General features: G+C 68.4%; 19 protein-coding genes and 3 tRNA genes. 13 read left to right on the forward strand and 9 right to left on the reverse strand.

The annotated features are described in order from the left end of the window. Positions 1-81 precede the first annotated feature (81 nt). The 3 genes from MKD50_RS08395 to MKD50_RS08405 all read left to right on the forward strand — a co-directional run bounded on the left by MKD50_RS08395 (position 82) and on the right by MKD50_RS08405 (position 4,035). Entirely contained in the window at positions 82-1,203 is a 1,122-nt protein-coding gene (locus tag MKD50_RS08395) for a hypothetical protein (protein ID WP_115703254.1), read from the forward strand. Between the two features lie 666 nt (positions 1,204-1,869). After that, on the forward strand, positions 1,870-2,787 hold the full coding sequence (locus tag MKD50_RS08400; RefSeq protein ID WP_240987550.1) for a transcriptional regulator: 918 nt from the start codon (positions 1,870-1,872) through the stop codon (positions 2,785-2,787). Between the two features lie 195 nt (positions 2,788-2,982). Then, complete coding sequence (locus MKD50_RS08405) at positions 2,983-4,035, forward strand: alpha/beta fold hydrolase (protein WP_115703250.1); 1,053 nt, start codon at positions 2,983-2,985, stop codon at positions 4,033-4,035. 46 nt (positions 4,036-4,081) lie between these two features. Here MKD50_RS08405 and MKD50_RS08410 read toward each other — a convergent pair whose 3' ends face one another. Further along, positions 4,082-4,828, reverse strand: coding sequence for an IclR family transcriptional regulator (locus tag MKD50_RS08410; RefSeq protein ID WP_252666848.1), 747 nt, complete (start codon positions 4,826-4,828; stop codon positions 4,082-4,084). A 131-nt stretch (positions 4,829-4,959) separates the two neighbouring features. Between MKD50_RS08410 and MKD50_RS08415 the strand changes: the two genes are divergently transcribed. The 6 genes from MKD50_RS08415 to MKD50_RS08440 all read left to right on the forward strand — a co-directional run bounded on the left by MKD50_RS08415 (position 4,960) and on the right by MKD50_RS08440 (position 13,629). Then, positions 4,960-6,579, forward strand: coding sequence for an acyl-CoA carboxylase subunit beta (locus tag MKD50_RS08415; RefSeq protein ID WP_252666849.1), 1,620 nt, complete (start codon positions 4,960-4,962; stop codon positions 6,577-6,579). Positions 6,580-6,631: 52 nt separating this feature from the next. Continuing rightward, positions 6,632-7,801, forward strand: coding sequence for an acyl-CoA dehydrogenase family protein (locus tag MKD50_RS08420; RefSeq protein ID WP_252666850.1), 1,170 nt, complete (start codon positions 6,632-6,634; stop codon positions 7,799-7,801). A 15-nt stretch (positions 7,802-7,816) separates the two neighbouring features. After that, positions 7,817-8,662, forward strand: a complete 846-nt coding sequence (locus tag MKD50_RS08425; RefSeq protein ID WP_252666851.1) for an enoyl-CoA hydratase/isomerase family protein — start codon at positions 7,817-7,819, stop codon at positions 8,660-8,662. A gap of 132 nt (positions 8,663-8,794) precedes the next feature. Continuing rightward, positions 8,795-10,798 (forward strand): acetyl/propionyl/methylcrotonyl-CoA carboxylase subunit alpha, encoded by a 2,004-nt coding sequence (locus MKD50_RS08430; protein ID WP_252666852.1) that lies wholly within the window; start codon positions 8,795-8,797, stop codon positions 10,796-10,798. Then, positions 10,795-12,600, forward strand: coding sequence for an acyclic terpene utilization AtuA family protein (locus MKD50_RS08435; RefSeq protein WP_252666853.1), 1,806 nt, complete (start codon positions 10,795-10,797; stop codon positions 12,598-12,600). The genes MKD50_RS08430 and MKD50_RS08435 overlap by 4 nt, the downstream gene beginning before the upstream one ends. 30 nt (positions 12,601-12,630) lie before the next feature. Then, on the forward strand, positions 12,631-13,629 hold the full coding sequence (locus MKD50_RS08440; RefSeq protein ID WP_252666854.1) for a Bug family tripartite tricarboxylate transporter substrate binding protein: 999 nt from the start codon (positions 12,631-12,633) through the stop codon (positions 13,627-13,629). 64 nt (positions 13,630-13,693) lie between these two features. On the opposite strand, the gene MKD50_RS08445 is transcribed toward MKD50_RS08440, so the two are convergent. From MKD50_RS08445 to MKD50_RS08460, 4 genes are read right to left on the reverse strand one after another with little or no spacing between them, the layout of a single operon-like run. Continuing rightward, positions 13,694-14,845, reverse strand: coding sequence for an acyl-CoA dehydrogenase family protein (locus MKD50_RS08445; RefSeq protein WP_252666855.1), 1,152 nt, complete (start codon positions 14,843-14,845; stop codon positions 13,694-13,696). 9 nt (positions 14,846-14,854) lie between these two features. Further along, a complete protein-coding gene (locus tag MKD50_RS08450; protein ID WP_252666856.1) occupies positions 14,855-15,739 on the reverse strand; it encodes an SDR family oxidoreductase in 885 nt (294 codons plus the stop codon). Between the two features lie 23 nt (positions 15,740-15,762). Then, positions 15,763-16,758, reverse strand: a complete 996-nt coding sequence (locus MKD50_RS08455) for a tripartite tricarboxylate transporter substrate binding protein (protein ID WP_252666857.1) — start codon at positions 16,756-16,758, stop codon at positions 15,763-15,765. After that, the gene (locus tag MKD50_RS08460) at positions 16,755-18,917 is read right to left on the reverse strand and encodes an acetate--CoA ligase family protein (protein ID WP_252666858.1); all 2,163 of its coding nucleotides are present in this window, start codon (positions 18,915-18,917) and stop codon (positions 16,755-16,757) included. The genes MKD50_RS08455 and MKD50_RS08460 overlap by 4 nt, the downstream gene beginning before the upstream one ends. A gap of 284 nt (positions 18,918-19,201) precedes the next feature. On the opposite strand from MKD50_RS08460, the gene MKD50_RS08465 reads away from it, so the two are divergent. The 3 genes from MKD50_RS08465 (at position 19,202) to MKD50_RS08475 (ending at position 19,467) form a co-directional block, all read left to right on the forward strand. Further along, a tRNA-Asn gene (locus tag MKD50_RS08465) sits at positions 19,202-19,277 on the forward strand. Between the two features lie 6 nt (positions 19,278-19,283). Beyond that, positions 19,284-19,359: transfer RNA gene (locus MKD50_RS08470), tRNA-Gly, on the forward strand. Positions 19,360-19,392: 33 nt separating this feature from the next. Beyond that, positions 19,393-19,467: transfer RNA gene (locus tag MKD50_RS08475), tRNA-Thr, on the forward strand. Between the two features lie 49 nt (positions 19,468-19,516). Here MKD50_RS08475 and MKD50_RS08480 read toward each other — a convergent pair. The 3 genes from MKD50_RS08480 to MKD50_RS08490 form a co-directional block, all read right to left on the reverse strand. Further along, the gene (locus tag MKD50_RS08480; RefSeq protein ID WP_252666859.1) at positions 19,517-20,863 is read right to left on the reverse strand and encodes a type II toxin-antitoxin system HipA family toxin; all 1,347 of its coding nucleotides are present in this window, start codon (positions 20,861-20,863) and stop codon (positions 19,517-19,519) included. Between the two features lie 2 nt (positions 20,864-20,865). Next, positions 20,866-21,201 carry a helix-turn-helix transcriptional regulator gene (locus tag MKD50_RS08485; protein WP_115703227.1) on the reverse strand — a complete coding sequence of 112 codons (336 nt, stop codon included), beginning with the start codon at positions 21,199-21,201 and terminating at the stop codon, positions 20,866-20,868. Between the two features lie 191 nt (positions 21,202-21,392). After that, entirely contained in the window at positions 21,393-22,079 is a 687-nt protein-coding gene (locus MKD50_RS08490; protein WP_252666860.1) for a TVP38/TMEM64 family protein, read from the reverse strand. A gap of 204 nt (positions 22,080-22,283) precedes the next feature. On the opposite strand from MKD50_RS08490, the gene MKD50_RS08495 reads away from it, so the two are divergent. Next, complete coding sequence (locus MKD50_RS08495; RefSeq protein WP_240074597.1) at positions 22,284-23,135, forward strand: helix-turn-helix transcriptional regulator; 852 nt, start codon at positions 22,284-22,286, stop codon at positions 23,133-23,135. Positions 23,136-23,165: 30 nt separating this feature from the next. Here the strand turns inward: MKD50_RS08495 and MKD50_RS08500 are convergent, their stop codons facing one another. Further along, positions 23,166-24,395 (reverse strand): hypothetical protein, encoded by a 1,230-nt coding sequence (locus MKD50_RS08500; RefSeq protein ID WP_240074596.1) that lies wholly within the window; start codon positions 24,393-24,395, stop codon positions 23,166-23,168. Positions 24,396-24,555 lie beyond the last annotated feature (160 nt).

Raw genomic sequence — 24,555 nt, forward strand, 5'->3', positions numbered from 1 at the left:
CCGGGTCATGTTGTGTCTGCGTCGGGCGCGTCCGTGGAACGCCCCGCGCATGAGGCTCGCCCAGTGGCCTCGGAGTTTCCTATGCAGCTGCTTCGAAAGCGCCGGCTGGACCAGGCCTGCGCCCTGATGCTGGGGCTGTGTGCCGTCGGTACGGCCAGCGCCGCCCCGGACGATGTGTTCATGCAAGCCGAGCCCGCCACCGGCGAGTTCAGCTCGGTGCGGGTGGAGGCCAGCTACGACATGGTCAACCGCAGCGTCGATGTGTTCAACCTGCGCGGGCGCCAGGGCCCGGTGTCGGACAACGCGGGCGACTACCGCGGCGGCAAGCTGATGCTGGGCTACAAGTTCTCGCCCCACTGGTCGGGATCGGCCACCTACTGGCGCCGCGGCATCGACTACGGGCAGGACCGCAACCACATCGATACCTGGATGGTGGCGATGCACTACGACCCGCTCGCCGAGGCCGGCGCGCGCGATCGCATCATGCTGCGTTTCTCGCTATGGGGCGACCACGCCGGCAGCCTGAACCGCTCGTCGCCGGTGATGGTGCGCAACACGACGTTCAACAGCCTCACCGTGAACAACGCCAATGACGTCCAGGCCCAGGCCGACGTGATCTTCTCCGGCGAGCTGAGCGAGCGCAACCAGCTCACCGGCTTTGTCGGGCTCGGCATCAGCCGCGTCACGGTCGGCAGCCTCAATACCAGGCTGCAGCGCGGCAACTGCAATTTCAATGTTGCCATCGGCTCGGACAATCTCGCCAACGGCCAGCTGGCGGCGCCCTGCAACGTGGGCAACGTCACCCTGCAGTCGGCCTCGTTTTCCGTCAACGCCAGCCAGTTCGGGCTGGATTTCAACGACGATTTCAACTACACCGCCGGCTACCTGAACCTGGGCGCATCCTGGCGCTGGAAATACGACCGCTTCGCCGCGCGCCTGGGCTACCAGTTCCAGTACCTGCTGCGCAGCAATGTCGACAGCCGCGCCGAGACCTACGGCAACGCGCCGATCAAGTCCAACCATACGCTGGGGCTTGAACTGTCATACGGGGTGGCCAAGAACGTGGAGGTGTTCCTGCGCGGCCAGGCCTCGCTGTACAACTTCGTCGGCACCATCCCGTTCCTCTACAACGCGACCACTGCCGGCAAGCTGGACCGCTACTACGGCTACGGCTCGATCGGCATCCGCTTTTCCGGATTCTGACCCGCACCCGGGCGGCACCGCCCGGTTCCGTTAATCCGTCAGCTGTTTTTTATCCCCTCCGTCGAGGGGATGGAAAATCGCACCCTGAATATATTGCGCCGCAGCAGATCGCTTATTTCAGACCTTAGAAGATTGAAATTCCTATATCCAGGGTCATTGGATAAAATCATCTCAATCGAGAAAGGGCCATAGAGCCTATATCAGTCGAACTGGCACCGGCATGGTGCGTTCGCTGAGCAGCGTCCTGGTTTGCGTGGCGCGCGACGCCATTGCCAGGTTTGAAACATTTGTAATTTTTTGTATTTTCTGGGGGAAGTAAAATAATGAATATGCTTCGGCCTGTTTAATTGAGCCCGGACGCAATGCGTCTTGTCGGCGCCAGCAGTGGCGCCCGAAATTCCCGCGACCGGAGCGCCTGCCAGGGCGGCCGCGTGCCGGGACATGCCTGTTCCCATCACGCCAGCAGGCAGTTCAAGACATTATAAAAAAACCGATGGAAGCATGCCGCTCGGGGGAGGGGCATTGCGCGTCCGTCTATTTTCCTGCCGAAAAGAAGATTTGCTTATGACCACAGCAGTACGTACGCCCGTTGCGGCGGCGGCATGTTGCGGCATTAAATATTGGGGGTCCCACTAAGCAGCAAGGGATAAAATGCAGCATTCACGGATGTTCACGCGCCAGGAACTGGACCGGTATTTTGCCTCCTACGTCGGAATGGAGGGGGGCAATCCAAGGGCTGCGGTCTGGATATGCGACCGAAGCCCGGCGTGGTCGGAGCCTATCGTCGCGCCGCTTAATCCGCAGCTGGCACCACCGGCCTGGGACGCCGTGTATCGCCAACAACATCGACAAGACATGGCCAGGTGGTTCGGCCACCAGTGCGTGGCGCGCATCATGGCGGCCGCGCGGGCCGAGGCGCTTGGGGTGCGGCTCGGCGACAACGACTGGGAACATTACTACTGGAGCCATCTGTACTCGCCGGCGGGCGCAGAATTCAGGCTGAGCCTGTTTCCGCTGCCCGCCCATGTCGACGGCAGAACCACGTGGTCCAAGGCATTCCGCGGCCAGCCGGAACTGATTCCGCAGAAGCGCTATGTCACCTTGTGCCGGCAGGGCGAACGCTTCCGCTTCATCGGCAGGACCTGCGAGCGCTGGCGGCCGAAGGTAGTCATCTGCCTGAGCCACCGCCATACCGACGAATACGTCGAAGCGTTCTCGCTGGAGGGCATCGCGGGCGAAGAGCACGCGCTGCGGCCGGCGGACCAGGCCAGGCGGCTGCACCTGTTCACCCGCGGCGAAACGACGTGGATTATCTGTCCGGCCATCGGCGGCAGCGCCGGCATGACCTCGCAAGTCCAGCTCGATGCGTTCGGCAAGTTCATCGGCGCGCGCCTGGCAGCGAGCGACTTCAAGCACTGTCTCGAACTGGAGGCGCAGCAGGCACCGGTCCGGCCGGAGCGCCAGCCGCAGCGGTATGCGGTGCCGCCTGTCGAGGTCGCCGGGCACGATCTGGGGCATCGCATCCGCCCGGGCCTTGGCTGGAGCGAACCCGTCGTGACGGGGACGTTCGAGAGCTACGCGTAGCGCTGCCCGGAGCGGCCGGCCCTTTGTATCGCCGTTGGATAGTGCCCGTTGGGCATCGCCTTTTTGTATCGCCGTATAGGAGGTTGCCGGTCCGGATACACGGCGATACACAAGGCCCCGGTTTCAGACACATGCCGCTTGCGTCGGCCTCCTAGACTTGCGTCCGGACTCACACCACGCATACAGGAGAACAACATGTCGAACGCCATCAACCTGCCCCGTCGGGGCTTTCTGGGTGCTGCCGCGGTGACGCTGGCGGCCGGTTCGCTAGGCCTGCCGCGCGCGGCGCGCGCACAGGCCGGCGTGTCGGGCGCCGGCGCCTTGCCCGCCATCGCGCCGGGCACGCATACGCGCTTTGCTTCGATCCGGCAGGTCGACGCCGGCGTGCTCAACGTCGGCTACGCCGAGGCCGGCCCGGCCGACGGGCCGGTGGCCCTGCTGCTGCACGGCTGGCCCTATGACATCCACAGTTTCGCGGACGTGGCACCGCTGCTGGCGGCGCGCGGCTATCGGGTGATCGTGCCTTACCTGCGCGGCTATGGCTCGACCACCTTCCTGTCGGCCGACACCCTGCGCAACGGCCAGCCTTCGGCGATCGCCGCCGACATGCTCGCGCTGATGGATGCGCTCAAGATCCGGAACGCCGTGGTGGCGGGCTTCGACTGGGGCGCGCGTACCGCCGACATCATGGCGGCGCTGTGGCCCGAGCGGGTGCGGGCATTGGTGTCGGTCAGCGGCTACCTGATCGGCAGCCAGGCCGCCGGCCGGCAGCCGCTGGCCCCGGAAGCCGAGTTGCAGTGGTGGTACCAGTTCTATTTCGCCACCGATCGCGGACAGGCTGGCTACCAGCAATACACCCACCAGTTTGCCAAACTGATCTGGAAACTGGCCTCGCCGAAGTGGGACTTCGATGACGCCACCTTCGCGCGCAGCGCTGCGGCGCTCGACAACCCCGACCACGTCGCCATCACCATCCACAATTACCGCTGGCGCCAGGGCCTGGCCGCCGGCGAGGCCCGGTTCGACGCGATCGAGCAGCGGCTGGCCACGGCACCTGCCATCGGCGTGCCCACCATCACCATCGAGGGCGATGCCAACGGCGCGCCGCATCCGAAGCCCAGTTCGTATGCGAGCAAGTTCACCGGGCGCTACGAGCACCGCCAGCTGAGCGGCGGGATTGGCCACAATCCGCCGCAGGAAGCGCCGGTAGCGTTTGCGCAGGCGGTACTGGACGTCGACAGCCGCTGATGCCCGCAGGCCTTGCGCAGCGGAGGGCGCGCGCGTACGCGCCGCTTCATCCTTGCCGGGCGAACATCGCCACCATGATCCCGCCCATTTCATGCCGGCGCGCGGCGGACATCCGCGACGCCGTCGAGACGATGCTGATGGCCGCATCCGCGCCCATCGCCAGCGGCAGGGCGTAGCCCACGCCCGCCACGCCTTCCGCGCCGGCCAGCGCGTAGCCCTGCTTGCGGCTGCGCTCGACGCCGCGCATCAGTTTGAGCAGGCTCAGGCCGCCCGCCTCGTATTCGGCGCGGTGCCGTTCGTAGTGCGCACGGACCGCATCGTTGTCCATCTTGGCCAGCAGCGCCATGCTGCCGGTGCCCTGGCCCAGCAGGCGCGAGGTGCCGGTCAGCATGTGGAAGGTCTTGATGCGGTGGCTGCCTTCCTCGGTATGCAGGCAATGCCCATGGTCGCCGATGCGCACGATCAGGAAGACCGCGTCGCCGGTCAGCCGCGCCAGTGCCTTCATCTTGCTGACGAGGGCGCTGTTGGGCGGCGGCCGGTTCATCGCGCGCAGCCCGAGCGCCATCGCCGCGGTACCGAGGTGATAGCGCTTGCCGGCCGATTCGCGCTCGATATACGCGCCGGCTTCCAGGAAGCGCGCCATGCGGTGGGCGGTGGTGCGGTCGATGCCGGCCATGGCGGCAAGGTCGGGCAGCGCCAGCCCGGTGTCATGGTGTTCGGCCAGCAACTGCAGCAGGGTGAAGGCGCGCGCCAGGCTCTGGACGCCGCCGGGGGCAGGGGATTTGGATGGCATGGCTGGATGCGCCGGCGGCGCCGCGCTGGTTCGGCAGATTGTGCACATTATGCACAATCTGAGCGATTGCGGTTGTCGTGCGGGGCGCCGTGGTTTGCAATCCATCCATCACGGAACCACAGGCACGCGCCATGATCCCCATCGAATCCCGCATTGACCCGTCCTCCGACGCCTTCGCCGGCCAGCGCGCCGGCATGCAGGCACTGATCGACCGCCTGCACGGCCTGGAGCAGCGCGCCGTGGCCGCGTCCGAGCGCTCGCGGCCCGCCTTTGCAAAAAGAGGCGCGCTGCTGCCGCGCGAGCGCGTCGGCCGCCTGCTCGACCCGGGCGCACCGTTCCTGCCGCTTTCCACGCTGGCGGGCTTCTGCATGGATGATCCGGACCCCGAGACCTCGGTGCCCGGCGGCTCGCTGGTGGCCGGCATCGGCTTCGTGTGCGGGGTGCGCTGCATGGTGCTTGCCACCGATTCCGGCATCGATGCCGGCGCCATGACCGAGGCCGGCAACATGAAGCTGGTGCGCTGCCAGGAAATCGCGCTGGAAAACCGGCTGCCTTTCATCCACCTGGTGCAGTCGGCCGGTGCCAACCTGCGCAAGTACCGCGTCGACAAGTTCGTGCGCGGCGGCGCGATCTTCTACAACCTGGCGCGGCTGTCGGCGGCCGGGCTGCCGGTGATCACGGTCGTGCACGGCTCGTCCACGGCAGGCGGTGCCTACATGCCCGGCCTGTCCGACTACGTGGTGATGGTGCGCAACCGCGCCCGCGCCTTCCTGGCCGGCCCGCCGCTGCTGAAGGCCGCCACCGGCGAGATCGCCACCGACGAGGAACTGGGCGGCGCCGACCTGCATGCCACCGCCACCGGCCTGGCCGAATACCTTGCTGAAGACGACGAGCACGCCCTCGCCACCGCGCGCGACATCGTTGCCAGCCTGGACTGGCCCCGTGTGGAGCCCCAGCCAGCACAGCCCGCGCGCCCGCCACGGCTGGAGCCGTCGGAACTGGACGGCGTCATGACGCTCGACATGAAGCGCCCGGTCGATATGCGCGAGGTGATCGCGCGCATCGTCGACGATTCGGCGTGGCTGCCATTCAAGCCCGATTATGGCCCCGGCACGGTGTGCGGCCATGCCCGCATCGAGGGTAATACCGTGGGCTTTATCACCAACAACGGCCCGATCGACCCGGCCGGCGCCACCAAGGCGGCGCAGTTCATCCAGCTGTGCAATCAGTCCGGCACGCCGATCGTGTTTCTGCAGAACACCACCGGCTTTATCGTCGGGCGCGCGTCGGAGGAGGCCGGCATGATCAAGCACGGCTCCAAGATGATCCAGGCGCTGTCCAACTCCAGGGTGCCGCAGATTACGCTGTACTGTGGCGCCTCGTTCGGCGCGGGCAACTTCGGCATGTGCGGGCGGGGCTTCAAGCCGCGCTTCTGCTTCTCGTGGCCGAACGCGCGCACCGCGGTGATGGGCGGCGAGCAGGCCGCCATGACGCTGGAGACCGTGGCGCGCCAGCAGGCGGCGCGCAAGGGCAGGGCGGTCGACGAGGCGCAGCTGGCCGGCCAGACCGCCGAGATCGTCGCCAATTTCGAGCGGCAGGCGAGCGCCTTCGTCACCAGCGGGCTGCTGCTGGACGACGGCGTGATCGATCCGCGCGACACGCGTGCGGTGCTGGCCTTCGTGCTGGCCACCGCGCGCGAGGCGGCGCTGCGCCAGCCGCATGCGATCCAGTTCGGCGTCGGGCGCTTCTGAGCGCCGCCGCCACCCAGACAAACCAGAACGCAACGAGATCCAGGAGACCAGCATGCTTTACACCGAAGACCACCGCAATATCATGGACAGCATCCGCCGCTTCGTCTCGGCCGAGATCGATCCCTTTGTCGACGAATGGGAAGCTGCCGAGGTGTTTCCGGCGCACGAGCTGTTCAAGAAGATGGGCAATCTCGGCTTCCTCGGCATCACCAAGCCGGTGGAGTACGGCGGCATGGGGCTCGATTTCTCTTACGCCGTTGCGGCCGCCGAGGCGCTCGGCTATGCGCGCGCGCAAGGCGTCGGCATGGGCGTCGGCGTGCAGACCGACATGGCCACGCCGGCGCTGACCGCGTTCGGCTCCGATGAACTGAAGCGCGACTACCTGGCGCCCGCCATCGCCGGCGACATGGTGTGCTCGATCGGCGTGTCCGAAGCCGGCGCCGGTTCCGACGTGGCTTCGCTGAAGACGCGCGCCGTGCGCGACGGCGACGACTATGTCATCTCCGGTTCCAAGATGTGGATCACCAACGGCACCCAGTCGGACTGGATCTGCCTGCTGTGCAACACCTCCGACGGGCCCGTGCACAAGAACAAATCGCTGATCGTGGTGCCGATCAGGGAAGACGGCAAGCGCGTGCGCGGCGTGGAAGTGCAGAAGATCAGGAAGTTCGGCATGTGGTGCTCGGACACCGCGCAGATCTTCTTCGACGAAGTGCGCGTGCCGGTACGCAACCGCATCGGCGAGGAGGGCATGGGCTTTATCTACCAGATGAAGCAGTTCCAGGAAGAGCGGCTGAACGGCGCGGCGCGCCGGCTTGCCTGCACCGCGCTGATCGAGGAAACCGCCGAGTACCTGCGCCAGCGCGTCGCCTTTGGCAAGCCGCTGCTGGACAACCAGTTCATCCAGTTCAAGCTGGCCGAGCTGAAGACCGAGATGGAGGCGCTGCGCGCGCTGGTCTACCTGGCCACGCAGACCTATATCGCCGGCGGCGACGTGGTCGAGCTGGCGTCGATGGCCAAGCTCAAGGCCGGGCGCCTGTCGCGCGAGGTGGCCGACTGGTGCATGCAGTTCCAGGGCGGCATGGGCTACACGTGGGACAACCACGCGTCGCGGGCGTACCGCGACTTCCGGCTGGGCTCGATCGGCGGCGGCGCGGACGAAGTGATGCTGCAGGTCATCGCCAAGCAGATGGGCCTGATGTCGCGCGAGTCGCGCGGCTGACAGGCAGGTACCGCCATGACCGAGCCAACGCAAACCGAACCCGTGATCGTGCGCCGCGCCGGCGGCGTGCTGTTCGCCACCCTCAATATCCCGGCCACGCGCAATGCGCTGGCGCCTGAAGTCGTGTCAGCGCTGGCGGCGGCGGTGGAACAGGCCGAGACCGACGCCGAGGTACGCGCCCTGGTGCTGCGCGGCGGCGGCGGCATCTTCAGTGCCGGCGGCAATGTCGGCAACTTCCAGGCGCGGCTGGATGCCGATGCCAGCCGGGAAGACCCGGTCGCCATGCGCAACCGGCAGTTCGGCTATTTCATGCAGCGGCTGGGCGCGCTGCCGGTGCCCGTCATCGCCGCCGTGGATGGCGCTGCGATGGGTGGCGGCATGGGCCTGGCGTGCGCCGCCGACATCGTGCTGGCCACGCGCGACGCGCGCTTCGCGCTGTCGGAAACCACGCTCGGCATCATTGCCGCGCAGATCGCGCCGTTCGTGGTGCAGCGCATCGGCGCGGGCGCCACGCGCCGCCTGGGCCTGACCGGCGAGCGCATCAGCGGAGAGGCGGCGGTGGCGATCGGGCTGGTCGACCAGCTGGCCGCCGACAGCGCCGCGCTGGACGCGCTGGTCGCCGAATGGCTGACGCGCATCGGCCGCTGCGGCCCCAATGCCAATCGTGTGTTCAAGACGCTGGTCAGCCGCTGCGGCCAGGAGCCGGCGGGGCCGTTGCTGGACGAAGCCTCGCGCCTGTTCGCGCAATGCATGCGCAGCGAGGGCGCGGAAGGCGTTGCGGCCTTCCGCGAAAAGCGCGACGCAAGCTGGACCGTGCGCTTCGATGCCGATGCCGTGCGCGCCGCGCAGTCGAGCCAGTAGCGCCAGAACACCGAGATAACACCAAACCTGCCACCGTCATTCCCGCGCAGGCGGGGATCCAGCGTCTTTCCAAGCCACTGGATCCCCGCCTGCGCCGGGGCGACGGGTAGGACCCATTCACAGGATTCCCCCATGTCTGCAACCAGCCGACCCTTCCATACGCTGCTCGTCGCCAATCGCGGCGAGATCGCGGTGCGCATCATGCGCACCGCGCGCCGCCTCGGGCTGGCCACCGTGGCCGTCTACTCCGAGGCCGACCGCCACAGTCCGCACGTGGCGTTCGCGGACCGCGCGGTATGCATCGGCGCTGCGGCGCCGCGCGAGTCGTACCTGAACATCCCCGCCATCATCGAGGCCGCCCGTGCCAGCGGCGCCGACGCCATCCATCCCGGCTACGGCTTCCTGGCCGAGAACGCGGGCTTTGCCGACGCCGTCGCGGCGGCGGGCTTGATTTTTGTCGGCCCACCTGCCGAGGCAATCCGCGCCATGGGCAACAAGGCCGAGGCCAAGCGCCTGATGCTGGCCGCCGACATGCCCTGCGTGCCAGGCTACCAGGGCACGGCGCAGGACGACGCCACGCTGCTGGCCGAAGCCGGAGCGATCGGTTTCCCGCTGATGGTCAAGGCCGCGGCCGGCGGCGGCGGGCGCGGCATGCGGCTGGTGCGCGAGGCGGCGGCGCTGCCCATCGCGCTGGCAAGCGCGCGCTCCGAGGCCGCGGCCGCGTTCGGTTCCGACGAGCTGATCCTGGAGCGCGCCGTGATCGCGCCACGCCACGTCGAGATCCAGGTCTTTGCCGATACACAGGGCCATGTCATCCATCTGGGCGAGCGCGACTGCTCGGTGCAGCGCCGCCACCAGAAGGTCATCGAAGAGGCGCCATCGCCGGCGGTCAGCCCGGCACTGCGCGCCCGCATGGGCGAGGCCGCGGTGCGCGCGGCAAGGTCAATCAGCTACGTCGGCGCCGGCACCATGGAGTTCCTGCTCGATGCCGACGGCAACTTCTACTTCATGGAGATGAACACGCGCCTGCAGGTCGAGCATGCGGTGACCGAGGCCATCACCGGTTTCGACCTGGTCGAATGGCAGTTGCGCGTGGCGGCGGGCGAGCCGCTGCCGGTGACGCAGGACCAGGTGAAGCTCGACGGCCACGCCATCGAGGTCCGCCTGACCGCCGAAGACGTTACCGCCGGCTTCCTGCCGCAGGGCGGGCCGCTGCTGCGCTGGCGCCCGCCCGCCGCCGGCCGCGACGTGCGCGTCGACCATGCGCTGGAAGAGGGCGGTGCCATCCCCACGCATTACGACTCGATGGTGGCCAAGCTGGTCGCCCATGGCGCCGACCGGGAGGAAGCGCGCCGCAAGCTGCTGCGCGCGGTGGAAGACTGCGCGTTGCTGGGCGTGCCGAGCAACCAGGGTTTCCTGGCCAACTGCCTCGCGCATCCGGCCTTTGCCGGCAATAACGTGCACACCGGCTTCGTCGAAGCGCATATGCAGGGCGCGCTACAGGCGCCGCGGCCACCGTTGCACGTGGTGGCGAGCGCCGCACTGGCCGCGTCGGGGCTGCTGAGCGACAACGGCAAGCCCGCCACGCTCGCGCGTGCCGCCGCCAGCGTGGTGCTGTACGCGGCCGGCACGGCGTTGGAAGCGACCTTGCGCGTCGCCGTCGAAGGCTGGCAAGTGATGCTGCGCCAGCGCGATGATGACCAGGAAGCGGTCGCCTGCGTGCTGCGCGTGCTGCGCGCCGACGGCGACAGCGGCACGGCGCTGGTCGAGTGCGACGGCGTGGCCTACCCGCTGGTGTTTGCCGCCGACAAGCAGGTGCTGCACCTGTTCCAGTCCGGCCGCGCCTGGCAGTTCCCGCTGCACGACCCGCGCCGCCGCCGCGATGCCGGCGAGGCCGACGGGGTCCTGCAGGCGCCGCTGACGGCGCGCATCGTCGCGGTCCACGTGGCCGAGGGCGAGCGTGTGGAAGCCGGCCAGCCGCTGGTGGTGCTGGAGGCCATGAAGATGGAGCACACCATCGCCGCGCCGTTTGCCGGCGTGGTCGCTGAACTGGCCGCGCGCGCCGGCGGACAGGCCAGCGCCGGCTCGCTGCTGGCGCGCGTCGAAGCCGACGTGACGGCGAAGGAGCCGGCATGAGCGCACTGGCAAATACCGCGACACACACCGGCAAGACCGTGCGCATCGGCGGCGCCTCCGGCTTCTGGGGCGATTCCGCGATCGCCACGCCGCAGCTGCTGGCGGTCCCAGGCCTGCAGTACCTGGTCTACGACTACCTGGCCGAGACCACCATGTCGATCCTGGCGCGCGCCCGCGCCAGGGATCCCGCACTGGGCTATGCCACCGATTTCGTGCAGGCGGCGATGGCGCCCAACCTTGCCGAAATCCTGCGGCGCGGCGTCCGCGTGGTCGCCAATGCCGGCGGCCTGAACCCGGGAGCCTGCCGGGACGCGCTGCTCAGGGTGGCGGCGCAGCAGGGCCTGAAACCGCGCATCGCCGTGGTCACCGGCGACGACGTGCAGCCCCGTTTCGCGCAATGGTGCGCCGACGGGCTGACCGACCTTGCCGGGGCGCCCGTGCCGACCACCGAGCCGTGGTCGGCCAACGCCTACACCGGCGCCCAATGCATTGCCCGCGCGCTGGCGCTGGGCGCCGATATCGTCGTCACCGGCCGCTGCGTCGACAGCGCCGTGGTGATCGGGGTGCTGGCCCACGAATTCGGCTGGGACTGGACCGACTGGGACCGCCTTGCCGCCGGCACGCTGGCAGGCCACGTGATCGAATGCGGCGCGCAGGCCACCGGCGGGTTGTTCACCGACTGGGAGCGCGTGCCCGGCTGGGAGCGGATGGGCTACCCGGTGATCGACTGCGCGCACGACGGCAGCTTCGAGCTGAGCAAGCCGGAGGGCACCGGCGGGCTGGTCGACCCCGCCGCGGTCGCAGAGCAGGTGCTGTACGAGGTGGGCGACCCCGCCAGCTACCTGATGCCGGACGTGACCTGCGACTTCCGCATGGTGCGTACCGAGCTGGTCGAGCCGGGCCGCGTGCGCGTGGCTGGCGCGCGCGGCAGGGCGCCGGGCACCCACTACAAGGGCAACGCCACCTGGCAGGACGGCTTCCAGATCAGCCTGATGATGGCGATCCGCGGCATCGACGCCCCGGCCAAGGCGCGCCGCACCGCCGCGGCGCTGCTGGCGCGCACCCGCGCCATGCTGGCCGAACGCGGCATGCCCGACTACACCGAGACCGTGGTCGAGCTGCTGGGTTGCGAATCGCAATACGGCGCCCATGCGCGCGAGTTGCCGACGCGCGAGGTGGTGCTGCGCATCGGCGCGCGCCATCCGCAGGCGCGGGGCCTGAGCTTCCTGCAGCGCGAATGCTCGTCGGCGGGAACGTCGATGGCGGCCGGCACGCGGTCGTCCTTTGCGGGGCGTGTCGATATCCAGCCGGTGGTGAAGGTGTTTTCCTTCCTGGTGCCCAAGGCGGAGGTGCCGATGCGGGTGGAGTTCGAGGGTGGCGTGATCAGGCTGCCGAACGCGGCAGCCAGCGGCGCACCTGAGGTGCCCGCCGCCGTCGATGGCCCGGCGCTGCCGCCGGTGCCCGACGAGGCCCGCGTGCAACGCCCGCTGGTCGCGCTGGCCTACGCCCGCAGCGGCGACAAGGGCGACGACGAGAACATCGGCGTGATCGCGCGCAAGCCCGAATACCTGGCCCTGCTGCGCGAACAGCTGACGCCGCAGGCCGTGCGTGCGTACTTCGCCCACCTGGTAGAGGGTGAGGTCGAGCGCTTCGACGTGCCCGGCCTGCATGCGCTGAACTTCCTGATGCATGGCGCGCTGGGCGGCGGCGGCGTGGCCAGCCTGCGCTCCGACCCGCTGGGCAAGAGCTATGCGCAGATGCTGCTCGATTTCCCGCTTTCCGTACCGCGCAGCTGGGCATAGACCCGGCCAACCCTGACAAGGAGGAGACACATGACCCCATCCAAGCGCAACGCTCGCGTCCGCCGCCTGCTGACGCTGGGCCTGCTCGCCGGCAGCCTCGCCGGCGCCATCCCGGCCCTGGCGCAGGGCGACGCCTATCCGAACCGGCCGCTGCGCGTGGTGGTGCCGTATACGCCAGGCGGCGTGTCCGACGCCGTAACGCGGCTGGTCATGCAGAAGCTGTCCGAGCGCATCGGCCAGCCGGTGGTGGTGGAGAACCGTGCCGGCGCCAACGGCATGATCGGCTCGGAAAACGTCGCCAGATCGGCGCCGGACGGGTATTCGCTGCTGGTCGTGGTCGCCGCCCACGCGATCAACCCGAGCCTGTACGGCAAGATGAGTTATGACCCGGTCAAGGACCTGACCGGCGTCAGCATGATCGGCCGGATCCCGCTGCTGCTGGTCGGCAGCGCGCAGCTGCCACCGACTACCGTCAAGGAGCTGGTGGGCTGGGGCAAGGCCAATCCGGACAAGATGACCTTTGCATCGAGCGGCACCGGCTCCGGCGCGCACCTGGCGGGAGAACTGTTCGCGCAGGCGGTCGGCATGAAGATGACGCATGTGCCGTACAAGGGTATCTCGCCCGCGTTACCCGACCTGTTCTCCGGGCAGGTCGCAGTGATCTTCGATTCGGTGCAGACCATGATGCCGCAGGTGAAGGCGGGCAAGGTGCGCGCGCTGGCGATTACCAGCCCGACGCGCTGGCCGGCCGCGCCGGAGGTGCCGACCATGGCCGAGGCCGGTTTCCCGGCAGTAACGGCGGGCAGCTGGATCGGGTTGCTGGCGCCGGCGAAGACCCCGCCGGCGGTGCTGGCGAAGCTGTCGGCTGACATGGATGCGGTGCTGCGGCAGCCGGACGTGCGTGCGCGGCTGATCGACTATGGTATCGACCCGGTCGGCGGCAAGCCCGAGCAGTTCCAAGCCTTTATCAAGGCAGAAGCGGTGCGCTGGGGCGAGGTGGTGAGGAAGAGCGGGGTGAAGCTGGAATAGGCGGGGCTGTTGTCTCCCCTCTCCCGCTTGCGGGAGAGGGGAGACAACATTCGCAACCTTTGACTTAGATCCCCAGCTGCTTTGCCGCCAGGTCCTTCATGATTTCCTCCGCCCCGCCGCCGATCATCATCACCTTGACCTCGCGATACAGCCGCTCCACGCGGCTGCCGCGCATATAGCCCATCCCTCCGAGCAATTGCACCGCGCGGTCCGCGCAGAACTGGAAGGTCCGCGTGGCCATGTTCTTCGCCATTGCGATCTGCGCCACCGGCGCGGCGCCGTCGTCCAGGCGCGCGGCGAGGTCGTCGAGCAGAGCGCGCGTGGATTCGATGCGCGTGGCCATGTCGACCAGCTGGTGGCGCACCACCTGGTGGTCGGCCAGCCGCTTGCCGAAGGTATGGCGGTCGCGCGCCCACACCAGTGCGTCGTGGAAGCAGACCTGGGCATAGCCGCAGGCTGCCGCCGCCAGCGCCAGGCGCTCGTGGTTGAAGTTGCGGGTGATGGCGGCAAAGCCCTTGCCTTCCTCGCCGATGCGGTTTTCCACCGGCACACGGCAGTCCTCGAAGAACAGCTGCGCGGTGTCGGACGCCCACCAGCCCATTTTTTTCAGCGGCGTGCGGCTCAGACCCGGCGTGTCGCCGTCGATCAGCAGCAGCGACACGCCGCCCGCACCCGGGCCGCCGGTGCGCACGGCCACGGTGAAGAAATCGGCGCGCATGCCGGAGGTGATATAGAGCTTGGTGCCGTTGACGATGTAGTGGTCGCCCTCGCGGCGCGCGCTGGTCGACAGCCGGGCCACGTCGGAGCCGGCGTCGGGCTCGGTGATCGCCAGCGCGGAGATTTTCTGGCCCGACAGGATCTGCGGCAGCACGCGCGCCTTAAGCGCCTCGCTGCCCACCGCGGCGATCGGCGGCGCGCCGATGGTGTGCGAGAACAGCCCCGAGGCGATCCCTCCCGAGCCGCCCCAGGCGCGCTCCTCGAACAGGATCATGCGGTAGAAGGCATCGCACGGCGCGCCGCCGTACTCCTCGGGAAAACCGGGCGCCAGCAGGCCGGCTTCCGCCGCCTTGCGGTACAGCTCGCGCGGGAAGCTGCCGGCTTCGTCCCAGGCCTCGGCATTGGGGGCGACTTCCTTTTCAAAGAAGCGCCGCACGCTGGCGCGGAACGTTTCATGGTCCGCGCTGTAGTAGCGCGGGTTAGGCGGTTGCAGGGTCATGGTGTTCGCTTACTCGTTGGACGGCGCCAGGCATTGGGGCAGCGTGTAGAGCGGGAAGCCGTTGTATGGCTGCGAACGCTGGTGCTGCGGCTGCGGCCAGGTGTGCTTGGCGTTGGGAACGCCGCCGTCGACGCGCAGGGTCGAGCCGGTGATGAAGGCCGCCGCCGGCGACAGCAGGAACACCACCGCCGCGGAGACCTCGGCCTCGGTGCCCAGCCGCTGCAGCGGCACCTTGCGCGCCAGCTGGCGGATCTTGGCCTGGAATTCGGGCGGATAGGTGTCGAAGCCGCTGGACGCGATCCATCCCGGCGCCACGGCGTTGACGCGGACGCCCGCGGCGGCCCACTCGCACGCGGCGGTCTCGGTAAACGACAGCATGCCGGCTCGCGCCGCGCCGGAATGACCCATGCCCGGCATGCCGTTCCACATGTCGGCAATGATATTGACGATGGCGCCGCCGCTGGCTTCCATCCATTGCGTGAAGCATTCGCGCGCCACCAGGAAGCCGCCGGTCAGGTTGTTGCGCACCACGGCTTCCCAACCCTTCAGGCTGATGTCGCGCAGCGGCGACGGGAACTGGCCGCCGGCGTTGTTGAAGAGGCCGTCGATGCTGCCATGCGCCGCCAGCACCGCGGCCACGGTCTCGCGCACCTGCGCCTCGTCGCGGATATCGCAGCTGTGCAGCGTGATGCGGGTGGCGGCTTCCGGCTCGGCGTCGATGATTTCCTCGCGGACCTGTTCCAGCTTTTCCAGCTTGCGGCCGGCCAGCGCCACGCGCGCGCCCAGGCTGGCCAGCTCGTGCGCGGTGCAGCGGCCGATGCCGCTGCCGGCGCCGGTGACCAGCACGGTACGGCCGGCGAACAGGCCGGCGTGGAAGACGGATCGATATTGCATGCGGGCTCCGGGATCTGCATTCATCAAGGGTTGGCGGTCAGGCCCAGGCGCTTGACCAGCTTGCCCTGGCTTTCGTAGCGCTGGCGCGCGAAGGCGGTGTAGTCGGCGCTGTTCAGATACGCGTTCTCCTGGTCGAGCCGCTCCAGCAGCTTCTGCATCGCCGGCTCGTTGAGCGCCTTGCGGAAGGCGTCGTGCAGCACCTGCACCGCCTGCGCGTCCATGTCGCGCGGGCCGGCGATACCGAACGGCGAGGTCGACACGATGTCCACGCCGGCATCGCGCAGCGTCGGCACGCGCGGCCAGCGGCGCGAATGCCCGGCGGTCCAGAGCACCAGCCAGCGCGCCTTGCCGCTGTCGACATAGGGGCCGATGCCGCCGGCCGTGACGCCCAGGTCGATATGCCCGCCCATCAGCGCGGCGATGATCTCGGACTCGCCCTTGTACGGCACATGATTGAACTGGACGCCGAGCTTCTGCCCGATCTCTTCCATGGTCACGTGCATGGTGCCGTTGGTGCCGGTGCTGCCGTAGCTGATCTTGCCGGGACGGCGGCGCGCATCGTCGATCATTTCCTGCCACGATTGCCACGGCGCGTCGGCGCGCGCCGCGACGCCCAGCGTGTAGCCGGTCAGGTGGATCACGTAGGTGAAATCGCGCAGCGGGTCGTACTGCGTTTTCTGCAGGTGGGGCAGCCGGAACACGGGCTCCGGGATCACTGTCAGCGTGTAGCCGTCAGGTTTGGCGCGCGCGACCGCGTTGGCGCCCAGCACGCCGGCGGCGCCGGGCTTGTTCTCGACGACGACGGGCTGGCCCAGCGTCTTGCCGGCGCTGTCGGCCAGCGTGCGCACCAGCGTATCGGTGGCGCCGCCCGCGGCGAACGGCACGATCAGCGTGACCGGGCGCGCAGGGAAATCGGCCGCCCGCGCGCCGGAAGACAGTGCGCCCAGCGGCGCCAGCGCGCCCAGGCCCAGCAGCGCCAGCGTGTCGCGGCGGCGGGTGTCGATGGTGTCGTCTCTCATTGCCGGTCTCCGTCGTGGTTCGGCTGCTGCGTCAGCACCAGTGCGTCGAGCGCGACCGCACCGCGGCCGGCTTCGCGCACCAGCAGGGGATTCACTTCCATTTCAGCGAGCGAGTCGCCGAGCGCCAGCGCGGCGTCGGACAGCGCGACAATGGCGTCCGCGGCCGCGTCGATATCCGCGGCGGGCTTGCCGCGGAAGCCGGTCATCAGCCGGTAGCCGCGCAGGCCGGCGAGCATCTCGCGGGCCATGGCGCGGTCCACCGGCAGCAGGCGGTGCGCCACGTCGTGGAAGACCTCGGTAAAGACCCCGCCCAGGCCGACCGTCATGGCCGGGCCGAACACCGGGTCGCGCGTCACGCCGACGATCAGCTCGCACACGCCGCTGGCCATCTGCTGCACCAGCACGCCGCGCTGGCGCGCATCGGGCTTTCCGTGCGTCGCGGCGGCAACCACTTCTGCGGCGGCTTCCTGTACCTGCTGCGCATCACGCAGTCCCAGCCGCACACCGCCGACCTCGGTCTTGTGGGCGATGTCGGGACTGAGCACCTTGACCGCCACCGGGAAGCCGAGGCTCGCGGCGGCGCGCGCGGCATCGGCCGGAGTGGCCGCGACCGCTTCCACGCCGATTGGCACGCCGTAGCCTGCGAGCCAGTGCTTGGCCTGATACTCATCCAGCGCGGCGGCGGGCAGTTCCGCGGCCCGCGGATGATCGGTGGCGCGCGCGCGCAGCCCGATCCAGTGCGCGGTCCGGGCCTGCGTGCCGAGCCAGTCGACATACGTGCCCAACGCCTTGGCGGCGCGCGCCACGTCCGGGAACAGCGCCACGCCGGCCGCCGCCAGCCGGGCGCGGCTGGCCGGCTCGCCGGTGGTCGCGACCACGATCAGCCGGCCGGTCTTGCACGCCACGTCGATCAGTTCATCCGCTACGCGGTCGAGCAGGTAGGCGGTGGCGTACAGGAAGATCACGTCGACGCCGTCGAACGCCGCCAGCTGGTCTAGCACTGCGTGCGCCAGGCCACTGCGGTTGAACAACTGGCCGGTCAGGTCGACCGGGTTTGCCACCGAGCCGATCTCCGGCACGGCCGCTTGCAGGCGCTGCTGCACCGGCTCGGGCAGGCCCGGCACGTCCAGGCCGGCGGCGCTGAGCAGGTCGGCGGAGAGCGCGCCCATCGCGCCCGACACCGATGCCACCACCACGCGGCGGCCGGCGCTGCGCTGGCGGAACCCCGACAGGTAGGCCAGGTCGGTCAGGTGGGTCGGATCGCTGGCCTGCATGGCGCCGACCTGGGCGAAGGCGGCGCGGTAGATGGCCTGGTTGCCGGCCAGCACGGCGGTGTGCGACTGGGTCGCGGCCGAACCGGCCTCGCTTTCGCCGGCCTTCAGCACGATCAGCGGCTTGTCCGCCGCGCGCATCCGCGCCGCGGCGTCGATAAACCGCGGTCCGTTGCGCAGGCCTTCGACGTAGCCGACCACGGCGCCGGTCTGGGCATCGTCTGCGAGGTAGCCGAGATAGTCGGCATAGTCCAGGCAGGCTTCGTTGCCGGTATTGATGAACTGGTGGAAGCCCACGTCCATCTGCCTGCCGGTGGCATAGACGATGGCGCAGACATTGCCGCTCTGCGTCAGCAGGCTGACGGTGCCGGGGCCGTCCTGCGGCGGGTAGGCGCGGAAGGTGGTGGCAAAAGCGGTGATGGCGCGCGTGGTCAGGTTGGCCAGCCCCATGCAGTTGGGCCCGGCGATGGCCATGCCGCTTTCGCGCGCAAAGGCGGCCAGCGCGTCCTGGCGCGCGACGCCGGCTTCGCCGGCCTCGGCAAAGCCCGATGCATAGAGGATAGCGGCCCGGATGCCGCGGGCGTGGCAGCGCTGCAATTGCGGCAGCACTTCGTCGGCGCCGAGCGCCAGCACCGCCACGTCCGGCACTGCCGGCAGGGATTCCACATCGGGATAGCAGGCCAGCCCGTCGATCTCCGCATAGCGCGGGTTGACCGGGTAAACCTCGCCCTGGTAACCGAGGCGCTGCAGGTGGTCCAGCGCCACGCCGCCGATGCGGCTGGTATCGCGCGAGGCGCCGATGATGGCGATCGAGGCGGGCTCAAGCAGCTGCGCCAGAGCGGCGCGGCCAGCGCGTGCCGGGGGCCGCGCCGTGTTGGGAATTGGCATCTTTGTCTCCATCCTTCCTCTGCCGGAAGGGTGACCCGATTCAAGCGTAACGGGTGGATGGGGACAAGCGGACGGACGCTCGGCGTGCACAATGTGCACAAGTTGCGGATCCTCCGGTAGCGGTGATGCTGCAACGGCCTCTTGGAAGATGTCAGTTGCTACCAGAGCATCGACGCCACCAGGCCAGACGATCCAGCGACGTTCTGCGGATTTTTGTCGTTGCCCCCTTTCAAGATCCGCCAACGTTGATGTAGAATCCGCGCTTCGCCGAAAACGCGATATGTTCCCCGATAGCTCAGTCGGTAGAGCGACGGACTGTTAATCCGCAGGTCCCTGGTTCGAGCCCAGGTCGGGGAGCCAAAGTACGCGGGAGTAGCTCAGTTGGTAGAGCGCAACCTTGCCAAGGTTGAGGTCGCGAGTTCGAGACTCGTCTCCCGCTCCAGATGATTCCGCGTGGTCCCACGCCGGAACACCCGCCCATGTGGCTCAGTGGTAGAGCACTCCCTTGGTAAGGGAGAGGTCGGCAGTTCGATCCTGCCCATGGGCACCATTTTCCTTCCGGTTTCGTTCCCGATGCCTGCGCTGGCGTCCGCCCGCGCTCACAGGTCCGCCTCGGCCCGCGCCGCCAGCTTGCGGTTGTGCCGGCGCATGCCGTCGAAGATCGCGTCGGCCACATCCAGCGGAAAGTCCGCCGGCAATGCCGACGCGACCGTGTCGATCACCTGCGCGGTCTGCCCGGTCACGTGGTCCAGGATGGCCTCTACCTCGGCGGGAGAGAAGCCGATGCGCTGTCCCTGTGCAAACCAGTGGCGCCGGCGGATTTCGTGGATGGCGTAGTGGCTGTTGCGGCCATGCAGCGCCATCGCCAGCCGGGCCTTCTGCGGCGCCAGCTGGTTGCGGCCGCGGCCGATCACCGGATGCGCCGACAGCACGTCGTACAGCGGCGTCGCCTCATACTGGCTGCCCGGCAAGTGGCTGATGCTGAAATTCTTGGCATGGCCATCGGTTGCCGCCAGCAGCCAGAACACCACCTGAGCCATGAAGAAATGCCGGCGGTCGGCGGCCGCCGCGCGCGAGCCGGACAGGATCTCGGCAATCTGCCGGATGCCGGGTCCGCCGTCGGACTCGTATTTCTGCAAGGCCGAGAGGCCGGTGGCCTGGCACATGTCTTCCTGCGGCAGGCGCAGCAGCCAGGTGCCGCGGCTCGACGGCCTGCGGTCGAAGCGTTCGACCACCAGCGCCTTGGTGCCGGCAAAGCGGGCGATCTCGCACTGCGCCACCGGCAGGCCATAAGCCGCCACGATCTGCGCGCACAGCCATTCGTTTTCCACCGAGGTGCGCATGTCGGCGCGCATATTGCCCACCAGCCCGAGCGGCAGCTTGAAGATATGCGTGGTCGGCGTGCTGCCCTGGGGCAGCTGCCATTGTCCGCGCCAGCGCAGCAGCGCGGTTTTCTCCTGCGCGCCGGCGATCGATAGCCTCAGGTCGTCGATGGGCTCGCGATGCCCGAGCACCGGCGCCGACGTGGTTTCGTGCAGCAGCGTCGCAATGTCTTCGTCGCTGAGCGTGCGGCCGCTGACCGTCTGCAGTGCCTCGGGCACTTCGCCAGGCGGCAGCATCTGGATCGCGCCGACGCAGTCGCGTCCCACCCTGGCCAGCAGCGCGAAGGCGTCGGTGCCGCCGGCACGATAGCGTGCCGCGATGCGGCGGCGGATGACATCGCTGTCGGGCAGCAGGTTGTCGAAATAGTTGGCCACAGCCGGGCCGCGATGCGGCTGGTTGCCAGGCGTGAACGGCAGCGACAACGACAGTGGGCGTCCCTGCGGGTCGGCGATCCAGTCTTCGCGATAGACCAGCCGGTCACCGGCGGCGCCGGTTTCCCAATGGCCGACCGGGATGCCGTTCATCCACAGGTCGAGCCGGTTGCCTTGCCGTGCGCGCGCCATGGTCACCAGTCCTCGCGCGGGCGCCGGCCAGTCGCGGGGCGGGCCGGCTGCTCGGTCTTGTTTGCCGGCGCCCTGGGCTTGGCCTGGGGTCGGACTGGGGCGGGCTGCGCGGTGGCGCCAGCGTCCGCCTGCGACAGCACGAGTTCGACGCCGAGCACGCGCAGCACCCGCAGCAGGCGGTCGACGCTGACGGCGGCGGGGTTAGCTTCCAGTTCGGCATAGGTTTGCTGCGTGACCCCGAGGTGCTGTGCCATCACGGCCTGGGTCATGCCACGCGACTTGCGGAAGCCCTGCAGAATCGGACGCAACTGGTTGGCGGTCTTGATGGGGTAGTGCATGGCGCGGTCCCGGACCCGGCCGGCGGCCGGATAGATACAGGATATTGCCTGTCAGGTGCATTTACAAGCTTTGGCCTGTTATTTATGAAAACAGGCTATTACCTGTATTGATTGGGTTACAGGGGAAAACCTGTGAGTGCCCGGCGCAGGCAACCTGCCACGGTGGCGCCAACGCCCGCATACGCGTCGGCTTAGCGCTGCAGGCGGCGCGACCGGTGCTTGCGCGCACGCAGCACCAGGCCGGCCGCGACCGCGACCACTGCCAGGACAGCTACGGCAATCAGGAAGTGCAGGGGCTGGTCGATGGCCAGGCTTTCGCCAGCGACGACGATGCCGAACGCATAGCCCGCTTCGGCGAGGGCCATGGCCGCGAGGAATTTCAGGAACGGGTAGTGCATGGTGCCGAACAGGTAGCCGGGGATTTCCGAAGGCACCGCGACGCAGAACAGCAGCACCGCCCAGAACCTCATCCGCGTCGAGACATAGCCCCGGTATTTCTCCAGCTTGTCCGCGTAGCCGATACGGGCGAGCAGCGGACCGGCCAGGCGGCCGATGCCGAAGGCCGCGCACGCGCCCACCAGCCAGCCGCCCCACAGCAGCAGCACCGTCAGTGGCTTGCCCCATACCTCGCCGGCCACCGGCACCAGCACCACGCTCGAGGCAAAGGCCAGCATCGCCGACACGGCTGAGAACACGAAGAAGACCAGCGCCCCCGCCACGGGGTGCTGTGCCATGATCTCGCGCGCCCAGTCGACCGCCTGTTCGACCAGATCCTTGAAGGCGGGCGACATCGCGACCGCGACCACCAGCACGGCCACGGTTCCCACCGCCAGCCAGAACCAGATCGCGTGCCGGAGGGTGTGCCGCTTCCCAGACAATGTGGCAGACAATTTGCTCAGCATATAAAAATTTAGAACCCGGGGCCGGGGACAAAGTTCGGCACTGGTCGCACTCGCTGCGGTGGGCGGCTCAATCGTATGGCGCCGCTGCATGTCGCCTCCGCGTGCGGCACGCTACAATCCGACGGTCTGGCATTTTCATCATTCTTGTCGTTACCCTTGTGCCCCAGGCGAAAGGCAAGCATGCGCCCCACACCGACCGTCCTGACATCCGAGGACAAGAAGCTGCAGGCATTCCGGGATGAAGTGATTTCCCTGTACGAGCACGAGCCCGACCTGCTGAAGCTGCCGGAGGTGCTGTTCCCCAGCGTGGCCAGGCTCACCGATGGCGACGTCGTCTGCTATGCCGAATTTCACCGTCGCAGCCAGGAGTGCCGCGCGCTGGTCTCGGTGGACGACGACCCCACCGCGCGAGCGCGTGGCATGCAGGCCTTTGCCAGGCACCAGCACAGCCATCCGTTCTGGCAGTACGATCCGGCGTTCTATGGCGAACGCGCCTTGCGCGAATCCGATTTCTTCAGCGATGACGAGTTCATGGCGCTGCCGATGGCGCGGGAAGCCTTGCTGCCGTCGAATGCGCGGCGGCTGCTCGCGATCGTGTTCCAGCACGAGGGCTATGCGGTCACCGTGGCGAGCTTTCGCGTCAGCGGCAGCCCGCCGTTCAGCGACGGCGACCGCGACCGCCTGCAGGCGCTGCGCCCGCACTTGCTGCGCTGCTATCGCCAGGCGCAGCAGCGCACCGTCGCCAGGCTGGGGCCGGCCGAACGCCTGCGGCTGGCATTCCCGACGCTGACGCCGCGCCAGCTCGAGGTGTGCGGATGGCTGGCGCAAGGAAAGTCGAACGAGGACATCGCGGCCATCCTCGGCGTCAGCGTCGACACCGTGAAGGTGCATGCGCGCGTGATCTACGACAAGATCGGCGCGGGCGGCCGGCATGGCGTGGTGGCGATCGCGCATGCCGTGCCGCCGATCTCGCAATGGCCGCCGCTGTGGACACTGCATGCGGCCGCTCCCGCGCAAGGGGCAGCCGCCTGAGCGTGGCGCTGGCCGTGGCTGGCCGGACCGCTACGGCCTGAGCGACGGGCGCGCCGCGCTCGCCTTGCCGGCCAGCGGGCTGGTCCCGGTCTTCAGCGTGCGCTGGCTTTGCGGCGGATAGACCGTGGCGGCGATCTCCGGCAGCGGATCCTGCACGCTGGCGCCGACCGTGTTCATGTTGTCGACCACCTGGAACGTGGTGAGGGTCGGCACGGCTTGCCACCAGACTCCGGTCGTGGTCACGTCGGGCTTGTCGATTTCAAATTTCTTCGCGATCGTGGTGGCTTCGCTGATCGACAACTCCTCGGTGAACGACACCGAATAGGACAGCGTCAGGTTGACCTTGGCGCTGAACACGCCGATGTCGAAACCCGATTCCAGCCCCAGGCTGACGCCAAGGGTTTGGGTTTCGCTGTCGGTGATGCTGACGCCGGTGGTCACGTCGACCTCGTAGCCGGTGTCCAGGCCGGGCTGTCCGGTCAACTCCACCAGCTGCTGCCACGCCTGGCTGATGCTGAGGATGGTGTAGGTGCTGCTGTCCGTGCCCGGCACCAGCATGGCGAACGGCGTGGTGGCAGCGACCGTGGCCGGCATTTGCTCGCCGACGTAGCTCGGCGCGGGAGGTTGGTCCGCCGCGCCGTAGGGCGTTGCCGGCGGCGTGTCGAGCGTTACGGTGCTGGCGCCGCCGATGAACACCGGGGCGCTCGGTCCCCAGTTGCTGATCGCGCCCGAAGGCTGCAGCGCAAAGCCCTGGGTGGCGGTCTGGTCGGCGCCGTTGGTCAGCAGCACCGACTGCACCATGCCGCAGAACGGATACGAGTAGCTGTCCCAGAACGCGCCCACATAGCTGGTGCCGTCGGCCACCGGTGGCTGCAGCGGATTGCCTGACACCGGCACCGATTGCACTTGCACCCCGTTGACCAGTCCCACCAGGCTCTGGCCCTGGGTCCAGATCATTTCCACCAGGCTCCACTGGTCGGTCGGGATTTGCCCGGCCTGGAAGGTGTAGCGGTTGCCGGCGTTGTCCCACACCTCCGGATAGAGCATCGGCACGGCGCCATCGCCGGTGCCCACGCCCAGGATCAGCGATTGACTGAGCGAAAACACCTTCTGGTCGGCGGGCAGCCCCGCGCTGTCCACGTAGATCCAGGCCAGCACGTGCACGGTGCTGGCCTCCAGGATGATGGCTGGCGCCCCGGCATTGAACTGCACGGCGCCGGGCGACGAGAAATCGAATGCACTGACGGTTGGAGCGTTCATGGTGTTACCCCTCGGATCTTGAATCGGTCATGAAGCAACGGGAACGGCATTCACCCCTGCAACAATGTGCCGCCTTATTGATGGGGATGCGGAACCGAAGCGCGGCTGGCGGCTGAGTAATTGCTGTGGCCCGCGCTCCGTGCAGCAATGTCGCTTTGCG

It is taken from the genome of Cupriavidus mimosae, from assembly GCF_023952485.1.
Lineage (GTDB): Bacteria > Pseudomonadota > Gammaproteobacteria > Burkholderiales > Burkholderiaceae > Cupriavidus > Cupriavidus taiwanensis_C.

Coding starts and splice junctions, on each gene's coding strand:
- MKD50_RS08430 (WP_252666852.1), top strand. CDS start 8,795: ATGTCTGCAACCAGCCGACCCTTCCATACGCTGCTCGTCGCCAATCGC.
- MKD50_RS08420 (WP_252666850.1), top strand. CDS start 6,632: ATGCTTTACACCGAAGACCACCGCAATATCATGGACAGCATCCGCCGC.
- MKD50_RS08400 (WP_240987550.1), top strand. CDS start 1,870: ATGTTCACGCGCCAGGAACTGGACCGGTATTTTGCCTCCTACGTCGGA.
- MKD50_RS08460 (WP_252666858.1), bottom strand. CDS start 18,917: ATGCCAATTCCCAACACGGCGCGGCCCCCGGCACGCGCTGGCCGCGCC.
- MKD50_RS08415 (WP_252666849.1), top strand. CDS start 4,960: ATGATCCCCATCGAATCCCGCATTGACCCGTCCTCCGACGCCTTCGCC.
- MKD50_RS08395 (WP_115703254.1), top strand. CDS start 82: ATGCAGCTGCTTCGAAAGCGCCGGCTGGACCAGGCCTGCGCCCTGATG.
- MKD50_RS08435 (WP_252666853.1), top strand. CDS start 10,795: ATGAGCGCACTGGCAAATACCGCGACACACACCGGCAAGACCGTGCGC.
- MKD50_RS08405 (WP_115703250.1), top strand. CDS start 2,983: ATGTCGAACGCCATCAACCTGCCCCGTCGGGGCTTTCTGGGTGCTGCC.
- MKD50_RS08455 (WP_252666857.1), bottom strand. CDS start 16,758: ATGAGAGACGACACCATCGACACCCGCCGCCGCGACACGCTGGCGCTG.
- MKD50_RS08485 (WP_115703227.1), bottom strand. CDS start 21,201: ATGCACTACCCCATCAAGACCGCCAACCAGTTGCGTCCGATTCTGCAG.
- MKD50_RS08495 (WP_240074597.1), top strand. CDS start 22,284: ATGCGCCCCACACCGACCGTCCTGACATCCGAGGACAAGAAGCTGCAG.
- MKD50_RS08410 (WP_252666848.1), bottom strand. CDS start 4,828: ATGCCATCCAAATCCCCTGCCCCCGGCGGCGTCCAGAGCCTGGCGCGC.
- MKD50_RS08450 (WP_252666856.1), bottom strand. CDS start 15,739: ATGCAATATCGATCCGTCTTCCACGCCGGCCTGTTCGCCGGCCGTACC.
- MKD50_RS08440 (WP_252666854.1), top strand. CDS start 12,631: ATGACCCCATCCAAGCGCAACGCTCGCGTCCGCCGCCTGCTGACGCTG.
- MKD50_RS08500 (WP_240074596.1), bottom strand. CDS start 24,395: ATGAACGCTCCAACCGTCAGTGCATTCGATTTCTCGTCGCCCGGCGCC.
- MKD50_RS08445 (WP_252666855.1), bottom strand. CDS start 14,845: ATGACCCTGCAACCGCCTAACCCGCGCTACTACAGCGCGGACCATGAA.
- MKD50_RS08425 (WP_252666851.1), top strand. CDS start 7,817: ATGACCGAGCCAACGCAAACCGAACCCGTGATCGTGCGCCGCGCCGGC.
- MKD50_RS08480 (WP_252666859.1), bottom strand. CDS start 20,863: ATGGCGCGCGCACGGCAAGGCAACCGGCTCGACCTGTGGATGAACGGC.